Origin of the sequence: Roseburia sp. CLA-AA-H209 (assembly GCF_020687575.1) — a bacterium.
Lineage (GTDB): Bacteria > Bacillota > Clostridia > Lachnospirales > Lachnospiraceae > Roseburia_C > Roseburia_C amylophila.
The window spans coordinates 45,694-56,389 of sequence record NZ_JAJEQU010000017.1 but is presented as its reverse complement, the minus strand read 5'-3'; the positions used below and the strand labels follow the sequence as shown (position 1 = coordinate 56,389).

Below are 10,696 nucleotides of genomic sequence, written 5' to 3'. Positions count from 1 at the left end.
GCTGACTGTTACTAATCGGTCGAGGGCTTGACCAAAGCAACTCGGAAAGCAATCTGTATGAAGTTTTGAAGGTATGTTACAAAACAAACCTATTGTGACGTACTTGTACGTCATTTTAGCATATAGGGGTGTAGTTCATCGGTAGAATAAGAGTCTCCAAAACTCCAGAGGAGGGTTCGATTCCTTCCACCCCTGTTCTTAAACAGAAAGTATATTTTATACTTTCTTTTTTTTACTTTACAGGAAATTGCTTTCCTGTAAAGTAAAAAACGCTCTGCGAGGATGCACACTGCGGCGTATAAGGTAGATGTCGCAAGCGACCGCCGCAGGCGCGAGAATGTGCCAAGGCACATTCTTTGTTATGCGAGTAGCGAGAAACTCGCAAAGCATGTTTCTCGTAGTTGTGTCAAGTATTCGTAAGAAGCTACCGGCAGACTTAGCATGAATTCACAAACAGCTATTAGCAGTAAATTTTGTATAAAAAAGAAAAGTGGTATAAAATAGACAAAGAGTGTTAAAATCTAAGAGAAAGTAATGAAAGAGAAGTTTTATAAAGGGCAGTCTACTGACATAGAAGAAAATATGTGATGAATGAAAACAGGATTGTGAGGAAGGGAGTTGTAAGAGAAATGAACAGGTATTGGTTGCATGCGGCATCAGGAGAACTTTCTTTAGCAAGGGATAATGGGAAAAATATAGAAAAGGAATCAGAACCGCAGATAATACTATTAAATATGGAAGAATTTCAGCAATTAGAAGGAAATTATCCGCATCGAAAGAATCTGATTAGCAGCATGCGTTTTATCCGCTATAGCAAAGTAGAGGCATTTCATGAATGTGTACAGGGGATTATACATGTACCAAAACAGGGAAGTAAAAAGGAAAAAGAGTTTTCCTTTGGCTTTTATCTCTTTGAAAATAAACTATTTTTAATAGAAGAAGATGAGGAATTACAGGAAATATTGGCAAAGGTCAAAAATGATATGTTTGATGGCTGCACACTTCATATGGTGTTGCTCTTTATTTGTAATGCATTAATTGACAATGATATTCTTTATCTGCAAAAGATAGAGGAAAATTTGGAGAAGGTAGAGGATGTTGTAATTAAGAGGATACCGGAGCATTTTAATGAAGTAATTATGCGTTATCGGAAGCAGCTTTCAGAGAGCCGGGCATATTATGAACAGTTGATGAATATGGGAGATTTCATGCAGATGTATATGAACCGGGAGTCTTTAGTAGAGGAGGAACAGGGCTGGGAACGCTATATGAATCGTGTGGAGCGGCTGCATAATTACGTAGAGACAATCCGCGAGTATTTACAGCAAATCCGTGAAATGTATCAGACGCAGATTGATATTCACCAGAACCGGATTATGAGTATTCTGACCATTGTAACAACTCTCTTTTTGCCATTGACACTAATTACAGGCTGGTATGGAATGAATTTTCCGGGAATGCCGGAATTTCAATGGAAATATGGTTATCTGGCAGTAATCGGACTGTCCGTTCTTCTTATTATTATAGAGATAGTATATTTCAAGAAAAAGCGGATCTGGATATCTTCGAAAGACGTAATGTAATGAGTGCAAGCGAGTCAACATACTTGCATGATTGACAATCGGCGAAATTAATGAGTGATACAATCACGTTATAATACACAAAATGTCCACTTATATGGAAAACAGCTGAATGTACGGAAAAAAGTGCAATAGTAAGTATTATGTAAATGTTATGTGTAGAAAGAAGTTTAGGAATAATGATGGAATTTGGAGCTTTTTTGAAGACTTTTGAAGGAATGCGAGGCTTATTACCTTATTTTTTGACACAAAAATTTGTGAAAAACGATAAAAAATATTGACTGAGTAAAAAAAAACTTGTAAATGTGACTAAAGTACCATAAAAAACGACAAAATGTGACAGGCAAACTAATTTTGGTAAGACCAAAATGGAGAAAAACAGAAAAATTTATTGTGTAAAATGCTCATAAAATTCATATACTAAGATGGTAAGCGAAAATTGACAAAAAAAAGAAATGGTGTCATAATGCTCAAGAATCAAAAGTAAATCAGTTTATTTTTTTGAGGATGGTGAAAAAAATGAATGAAAAGAAAATCAAATTAGCTGGCACAGAAGAGGTTAGAGACTTTGTACGTGAGGCAGGAAAATGTGATTTTGACATTGATATTTCATACAATAGAGTAATAATTGACGCAAAGTCTTTTCTTGGAGTATTAAGTCTTGATCTGAATCGAGAGCTTACTGTTAAGTATGGCGGACATGATATGAACTTTGAGAATGTATTAAGCAAGTATGCAACTGCTTAAATGATGGCACAGGTTTTCTGGCAGCCAGAAAATACAGGTTCATAAGGTAAGAAGAAATACCGGGTAGCGGAGACAATTTGGATATTGTCTTTTCTATCTGGTATTTTTTTGTTATTATGAAATGAGAATACGTTTCAATTCCTTTGAAGTCTGCTAGAAAAATGAGATTTTTCAAAAATTGATAAATAGAAAAAATAGTGAATAGCATAAATAGAAATAAGTATAAGATGGGATGAAATGAGGTGACAGCGGAATGGAACGTGAGCAGATAAGAATATCGGTACGAAATCTGGTGGAGTTTATCTTGCGTTCCGGAGACATTGATAACCGTAGGGCCAGTCTTGATACGATGGAAGCCATGCAGGCGGGCAGCAGACTCCATCGGAAGATTCAAAAGAAGATGGGAAGCACTTACCATGCCGAGGTTCCTTTAAATATTATCATTGAGGAAGAAAATTATGAGCTTGGAATCTGGGGACGGGCAGATGGCATTATAATAGAAGAAACAGTTACCATTGATGAGATAAAAGGCGTATATTTAAGCCTTGACTTATTGGAAGAACCCGTAAAGGTACATCTGGCACAGGCAAAGTGCTATGCGTACATATATGGAATCCAGAATGATTTACAGAAAATCAATGTTCAGATGACATATGGAAATCTCGATACCGGAGATTTAAAATATTTTTCTTATGAATATAGCATGCAGCAGCTGCAGGAATGGTTTTCAGATTTGATTTTAAAATATAAGAAATGGGCGGATTTTCAGTATGAGTGGCGGAAGAAACGGCAGGCATCCATTAAAGAACTGGCATTTCCGTTTCCGTACCGGGAGGGACAGAAAGAGTTGGCTGCCGGGGTTTACCGTACGATAGCCAGAAAAAAGAATCTGTTTATTCAGGCACCCACCGGAGTTGGCAAGACCATTTCTACATTATATCCGGCAATCAAAGCGGTGGGAGAAGGATTAGGTGATAAGATTTTTTACTTAACTGCCAAGACTGTTACCGCAAATGTGGCAAAAGAGACCATTGGCATTTTATGTGAAAAGGGTTATCGGGCAAAGAGTGTGCAGATTACAGCGAAAGAAAAATTATGCCCTTGTGAGGAAGTGGACTGTAATCCCGTAAGCTGCCCTTATGCAAAGGGGCATTTTGACCGGGTAAATGATGCGGTTTACGATTTATTACAGAAAGAAAATAATATGACAAGAGAAGTTTTGCTGGCACATGCAAAAGAATATCAGGTCTGCCCGTTTGAAATGTGTCTGGACACGGCAACCTGGGCGGATAATATTATCTGCGATTATAATTATGTCTTTGACCCGAATGTGTATCTAAAGCGTTTTTTCGCAGATGGCATCAAGGGTGATTATATCTTTCTGGTGGATGAGGCACACAATCTTGTGGAACGTGGACGGGAGATGTATAGTGCCGCCCTTGTCAAAGAGGATATTCTTGCGGTGCGGAAAATTATGAAGCCAAGAAGCTCTGCCATTGAGAAAGAACTGGGTAAATGCAATAAGCTGATGTTGGAATATAAGAGAGAGTGCGAAACTTATCAGATTTACGAAAGCATTCCGAATCTCATTTTCTCCTGTATGCGTCTTGCAGCAAAAATCGAAGAATATATGCAGAAGAATCCGGAGTTCCCGGGGCGGGATGTGGTCCTTGATTTTTATTTTGAATTGCGCAATTTCTTGAATATCTATGAGCGTGTGGACGAGCATTATGTAATTTACGGGCAGCATGATGAAGAGGGCAGATTTGTCATAAAGCTTTTTTGCGTGGATCCGTCCTTTAATCTGCAGGAGTGTCTGGATAAGGGAAATGCTACGATTTTCTTCTCGGCAACGCTGCTGCCGGTTCAGTATTATAAGGAGCTTTTGACGAATAAAACGGATAATTATGCAGTTTATGCCAGGACAACATTTTCTCAGGATAAGAGACTTTTATTAATCGGAAATGATGTCAGCAGTAAATATACCAGAAGAACACCGGAAGAATACGGAAGGATTGCAGATTATATTTATCGTACAATAAAGAAGAAAAAGGGCAATTATATGGTGTTTTTCCCATCCTATCTTTTCCTGAAAAAAGTGCATGAGGCATTTGAACTGCGGACGGATGAAACAATTACCTGCATCTGTCAGGAATCCGGCATGCGGGAAGAAGAAAGAGAAGCTTTTTTAGAAGCATTTCAGGGAGAAAAAGAGGAGTCACTGGTGGCATTTTGTGTCATGGGCGGCATCTTTGGAGAAGGAATTGACTTAAAGAGGGAGCAGTTGATTGGTGCAATTATCGTAGGAACCGGTCTGCCGCAGATTAGCAATGAGCGGGAAATTTTAAAAGAGTATTATGACAAAAAAGAGGGCATGGGATTCGACTATGCCTATCGGTATCCGGGAATGAATAAGGTACTTCAGGCAGCGGGACGTGTTATCCGGACTGCAGAAGATGTGGGAATTATTGAACTTTTGGATGAACGCTTTCTGCAGAATGATTATCAGCGGCTGTTCCCAAGAGAGTGGGAACAGCGGAGCGTGTGCCAACTTTCCAATCTGGAAGAGAAGCTGACAACCTTCTGGGAGGAAAAGCATTTATAATGTCGGCAGCAGATTTAAGAATTCTTCTGTGGAAGTAAGAATCGGCAGATTCGGATTTACGGAGACAGCAAGCTGTCTTCGTGGAAGAGGTTCTAAAGTTTTTAAGATAAACAAATCCTTAGATTCATGTTTCAAGCAATAGTCCGGAATGCAGGCGATACCAAGACCGATACGGGCAAGGTCAATCAGAAGGTCATTACTGCTCAGTTCAATTTCCGGAATCAGCTCCAACTGATGGGAAAGGAAGAGATTGTGCATGAATTCACTGGTGGTACTCTTGTTATCGAGCATCAGCAGAGGATATTTTGTTAAATCCCGGAAACTTAATTCCTGTTGTTTTAAATTAAAGTAGGATGGATTCGCAATAAATACATCCGTAAAATCCAGTACCATTTTGCGGATGTAGGATTGATTTAATCGTACATTCGGGCAGTTGGTAACGGCAATATCGACTTTTCCCTGCTCTAAGAGGTCAACGCAGCCAAGAGAGGTTGCATTGGTAACCTTGATGGGAACGCTGGGAAATTTTTTATGAAATTCTTTTAAATAAGGTACTAAAAAATAGCGGCAGATAGTGTCGCTGGCAGCAATATGAAGCTGCCCCAACCCAAGAGTATTGGATTCTAAGAGCTGGTTTTCCCCGCGGGCGATGAGATTCATGGCAGGCTCAATGTGTTTTAACAGAACCTGTCCTGCCGGAGTAAGCTGGACTTTCTTGGTGCTACGGATAAAAAGCGGCTGCTCTAATTTCTTTTCTAAGGTCTTGATGGACTGGCTTACTGCAGACTGGGAAATGTAAAGCTGCTTGCTGGCTTCCGAGAAGCTTAAGGAAGTAGCAACGTGGTAGAATACTTTATATAATTCGTAATTAATATCCATAATGGCTCCTTTATCATATCAGAATGCATATCTTACATATTTTCCTTTATTATAAGTGACGCTTATAACTGTGTCAACATTAGTAACTCTTATAAATAAAATTAAATATATTAATTGTTCTTATTCATAATGCCGTGCTATAATGAGCATAAGAAAGTAAACATTCAGGAGGTAGAAGATGAGTAAGGTAAGAAGAGTGTATGTAGAGAAAAAAGACGCTTACGCAGTACGCGCCAAAGAGTTACATGCAGAGATTAAGAGTTATCTTGGAATCAGCGCAGTAGATAAGGTACGTGTCCTGATTCGTTATGATATTGAAAACATTTCCGATGATGTATATAAAAGAGCAGTTCAGACTGTATTTTCAGAGCCGCCGGTAGATGATGTCTATGAAGAGAATTTTGAAATGGGGGATGGAAAAGTATTTTCCGTTGAATTCCTTCCGGGACAGTTCGACCAGAGAGCAGATTCTGCAGAGCAGTGTGTGAAGCTTTTAAAAGAGGATGAAGAGCCGGTTATCCGTACCGCAACAACGTATGTTATTTACGGAGATATCAACGCTGAGCAGTTAGAGGCAATCAAGCATCACTGCATTAACCCGGTAGATTCCAGAGAGACCGGCATGGAGAAGCCTGAGACTTTGGTAACAGAGTTCCCGGAGCCTGCAGATGTTAAGATTATGACCGGATTTAAGGATATGCCGGAGCAGGAATTAAAAGCACTCTATGATTCCCTTGGACTGGCTATGACATTCAAGGATTTCTTACATATTCAGAACTATTTCCATGGAGAAGAAGATAGAGACCCATCCATGACCGAGATTCGTGTGCTGGATACCTACTGGTCAGACCATTGCCGTCATACCACATTTTCTACCGAACTGAAAAATGTTGCATTTGAAGATGGTTTCTACAAAGAGCCAATGGAAAAGACATATGAGGATTATCTTGATACACATAAGAAAATGTATGAGGGTAGAGATGACAAATTTGTCTGCTTAATGGACATTGCTTTAATGGCAATGAAGCGCCTGAAAAAAGAAGGAAAATTACAGGATCAGGAAGAGTCCGATGAGATTAATGCCTGCTCTATCGTAGTGCCTGTTGAAGTAGATGGCAAGACAGAAGAATGGCTTGTAAACTTTAAAAATGAGACCCACAACCACCCAACCGAAATCGAGCCGTTTGGTGGAGCTGCAACCTGTCTTGGTGGAGCAATCCGTGACCCGTTGTCAGGACGTACCTATGTATATCAGGCAATGCGTGTAACCGGAGCTGCTGACCCTACCGTATCTGTAAAAGATACCATGGAAGGAAAGCTTCCTCAGAAGAAACTGGTTCGCGGCGCAGCACAGGGATACAGTTCCTATGGTAACCAGATTGGACTTGCTACCGGATATGTCAAAGAAGTATATCATCCGGATTATGTTGCTAAGAGAATGGAAATCGGAGCCGTTATGGGAGCAGCACCTCGTCGTGCCGTTCAGAGACTGACTTCTGATCCGGGAGATATTATTATCCTCTTAGGCGGACGTACCGGACGTGATGGCTGTGGTGGAGCAACCGGTTCCTCCAAAGCACACAATACAGAATCCATTGATACCTGTGGAGCAGAGGTTCAGAAAGGTAACCCACCTACCGAGCGTAAGATACAGAGACTTTTCCGCAGAGAAGAAGTTGCCCACATTATTAAGAAATGTAATGACTTTGGTGCCGGTGGAGTGTCCGTAGCAATCGGAGAGCTTGCAGACGGATTACAGGTTGATTTGGATAAAGTACCAAAGAAATATGCCGGACTGGACGGAACAGAACTTGCTATTTCCGAGTCTCAGGAGCGTATGGCAGTTGTTGTTGCACCGGAAGATGCACAGCAGTTCTTAGATTATGCAAAAGAAGAAAACTTAGAGGCTGTGAAAGTTGCCGTTGTAACCGAAGAGCCAAGATTAGTATTATCCTGGAGAGGAAAAGAAATTGTAAATCTTTCCAGAGCATTCTTAGATACCAACGGAGCACATCAGGAGACAGATGTAAAGGTAGAGCTTCCGGTAAAAGAAGAGAATTATTTAAATAAAATCAGCACAAAGGCTGTAGAAGAAGCAGTTGCAGCAGGCGATATGAAAGCTGCATGGTTAAATGAATTAAAAGACCTTAATGTATGTTCCCAGAAGGGTCTCGTAGAAATGTTTGATGGTTCCATCGGAGCAGGCAGTGTATACATGCCATATGGTGGAAAATATCAGTTGACCGAGACACAGAGTATGGTTGCAAAACTTCCGGTTATGAATGGAAAATGCGATACAGTAACCATGATGAGTTACGGATTTGATCCATATTTATCTTCATGGAGCCCATACCATGGAGCAGCTTATGCAGTATTAGAGTCTGTTTCCCGTATCGTAACAGCCGGTGGTGATTTCCACAAGATTCGTTTCACATTCCAGGAATACTTCCGCAGAATGTCGGAGGAGCCAAGTCGTTGGAGCCAGCCATTTGCAGCACTGCTTGGTGCTTATAATGCGCAGATTGGTTTCGGACTTCCATCCATCGGTGGAAAGGACTCCATGTCCGGTTCCTTCAATGAAATTGATGTACCGCCAACACTGGTATCCTTTGCAGTTGATGTAGCAAAAGAAAAAGATGTTATCACACCGGAGCTTAAGAAAGAAAATGATAAGCTGATGTTATTTACCATCGAAAAAGATGCTTATGATATGCCGGATTACGCACAGGTTATGAAGCTTTATGATGCAATTCATGAAATGACTGAGACAGGCGTTATCGTAGCAGCTTATGCATTAGACGGAAAAGGTCTTGCAGCAGCAGTCAGCAAGATGGCATTTGGTAATAAACTTGGCGTTACTGTAAATGCAGATGTAACAAAAGAAACATTATTTGCACCGGGCTTTGGAAATATCGTAGCAGAAGTTCCGGAAAATAAAGTTGCAAAAGCACAGGAAATCCTTGCAGCAGCAGGTCTTGCAGCAAACGGAGCTGTTGTGGGTGCAGTAAATGACAGCAAGAACTTTATCTATGGTGATATGAGCATTTCCATGGATGAAGCAATCGAAGCATGGGGACAGACTTTAGAGAAAGTATTCCCAACCAGAGCAACCACCGGAACAGAAGAAGTGAAGAGCGGACTTTACGATACAAAAGACATTTATGTCTGCAAGCACAAAGTTGCCCGCCCGCATGTATTTATTCCGGTATTCCCGGGAACCAATTGCGAGTACGACAGTGCGAAAGCATTTGAAAATGCAGGTGCAGATGTAACCGTAAAGGTATTTAAGAACTTAAATGCAGAAGACATCCGTGATTCTGTTGATGTATTTGTAAAAGCAATTGATGAAGCACAGATTATCATGTTCCCTGGTGGATTCTCCGCAGGAGATGAACCGGAAGGCTCAGCAAAATTCTTTGCAACAGCATTCCGTAATGAGAAGATGAAAGAAGCTGTAAACAAGCTTTTAAATGAGCGTGACGGTCTTGCACTTGGTATCTGTAACGGATTCCAGGCACTGATTAAATTAGGTCTGGTTCCTTACGGCAAGATTACACACCAGAGACCGGATTCACCGACTCTGACCTACAATACCATCGGACGTCATATTTCCAAGATGGTATATACCAAGGTAGTGACCAACAAGTCCCCATGGTTAGCACAGGCTGAGCTTGGCGGCGTATACTGTAACCCGGCATCTCATGGAGAAGGTCGTTTCGTTGCTCCGAAGGAGTGGTTAGACAAGCTTTTCGAGAATGGTCAGGTGGCAACCCAGTATGTAAACGAAGCCGGTGTTCCAACCATGGATGAAGAGTGGAACGTAAACGGTTCTTACATGGCAATTGAAGGTATCACCAGTCCGGACGGACGTGTCCTTGGTAAGATGGCACATGCAGAGCGTCGTGGAGAGTCTGTTGCAGTCAACATTTACGGCGAGCAGGATATGAAGCTGTTCGAAAGTGGAGTAGCATACTTTAAATAAAATAGTAAAATAAAAACCGAGCGGTTCTGTTAAAAGCAGAACCGCTCGATTGCGTATGCAACACCATCTTCTTCATTAGAAAGGGAAATGAAATCAGCCGAATCTTTTAAGAGCTGTTGCGCATTTCCCATGGCAACGCCAATGCCGGCAGCTTTGACGATATCGAGATCATTTTCGCTGTCACCTACCGCCATGGTATCTTCCATGGAAATGTGGAGGTAATCACAGAGGAATTTAAGTCCTTTGGATTTGGCAATGCCGCATCTGGTAACTTCTAAGTTATGAAAACCGCCGGACACATAAGTGACTTCCGGGAAGGTGTCTAAGATTTCTTTTGTTTTTTCTCTTGTGGTATAGCTTCCATCTGCATCCGGTGCAAAGTTTAAAGTCAGTTTTGAAACACAAAGTTTATGTTCTTCGATATAAGCAGCTAAGTCAGTAATCGTCTTCCGGGTGGTCTGGATATATTTTTTTAAGGAATCCGGAATATCTAATAGGTTGGTAAGCTCGCTGGTGGAAAACTGGGTATAGCCGTCACCATTGATAAAGGCATCGATATGAAGAGACTGCGTATAGAGCTTGCGTAACAGCCGGACACTTAAATCGGTATCCATGCTTTCATCTAAGAGCAGTTCCTTTTCCGGGACGCGGTATACCGCAGAACCGTTGGCAGTAATGGCATATTGGATGCCAAGCTCCTTCATTTCATCCACAGGAAGACCGATATAAGGCCGGCCGGTGGAGATAATAACGGTAATCCCGTTTTCTACGGCTTTTCGAATCATTTCTTTATTGTAAGAGGTAATGACACCGTCTTTATTATAGAGGGTGCCATCGATGTCTAAGGCAATTAGCTTTACTGAATTCATCAAGTGTACTCCTTTGTATTTGAAAATATCATTG

The 10,696-nt window shown here is 41.0% G+C and carries 6 protein-coding genes and 1 tRNA gene; 5 read left to right on the top strand and 2 right to left on the bottom strand.

The features are described 5' to 3' along the window. Window positions 1-124 precede the first annotated feature (124 nt). The 4 genes from LKD41_RS13195 (at window position 125) to LKD41_RS13180 (ending at window position 4,932) form a co-directional block, all read left to right on the top strand. Window positions 125-195, top strand: a tRNA-Trp gene (locus LKD41_RS13195). Window positions 196-629: 434 nt separating this feature from the next. After that, complete coding sequence (locus LKD41_RS13190; RefSeq protein ID WP_227701434.1) at window positions 630-1,583, top strand: magnesium transporter CorA family protein; 954 nt, start codon at window positions 630-632, stop codon at window positions 1,581-1,583. A 516-nt stretch (window positions 1,584-2,099) separates the two neighbouring features. After that, entirely contained in the window at window positions 2,100-2,327 is a 228-nt protein-coding gene (locus LKD41_RS13185; protein ID WP_117698613.1) for an HPr family phosphocarrier protein, read from the top strand. Between the two features lie 253 nt (window positions 2,328-2,580). Then, window positions 2,581-4,932, top strand: coding sequence for an ATP-dependent DNA helicase (locus LKD41_RS13180; RefSeq protein ID WP_227701433.1), 2,352 nt, complete (start codon window positions 2,581-2,583; stop codon window positions 4,930-4,932). On the opposite strand, the gene LKD41_RS13175 is transcribed toward LKD41_RS13180, so the two are convergent. Continuing rightward, on the bottom strand, window positions 4,927-5,811 hold the full coding sequence (locus tag LKD41_RS13175) for a LysR family transcriptional regulator (protein WP_022243377.1): 885 nt from the start codon (window positions 5,809-5,811) through the stop codon (window positions 4,927-4,929). The two genes, LKD41_RS13180 and LKD41_RS13175, sit on opposite strands and share 6 nt — an antisense overlap. A 178-nt stretch (window positions 5,812-5,989) precedes the next feature. Here LKD41_RS13175 and LKD41_RS13170 point away from each other — a divergent pair, with 178 nt between their 5' ends. Then, window positions 5,990-9,793 (top strand): phosphoribosylformylglycinamidine synthase, encoded by a 3,804-nt coding sequence (locus LKD41_RS13170; protein WP_227701432.1) that lies wholly within the window; start codon window positions 5,990-5,992, stop codon window positions 9,791-9,793. A gap of 29 nt (window positions 9,794-9,822) precedes the next feature. Here LKD41_RS13170 and LKD41_RS13165 read toward each other — a convergent pair whose 3' ends face one another. Continuing rightward, a complete protein-coding gene (locus tag LKD41_RS13165) occupies window positions 9,823-10,662 on the bottom strand; it encodes a Cof-type HAD-IIB family hydrolase (RefSeq protein WP_022242649.1) in 840 nt (279 codons plus the stop codon). Window positions 10,663-10,696 lie beyond the last annotated feature (34 nt).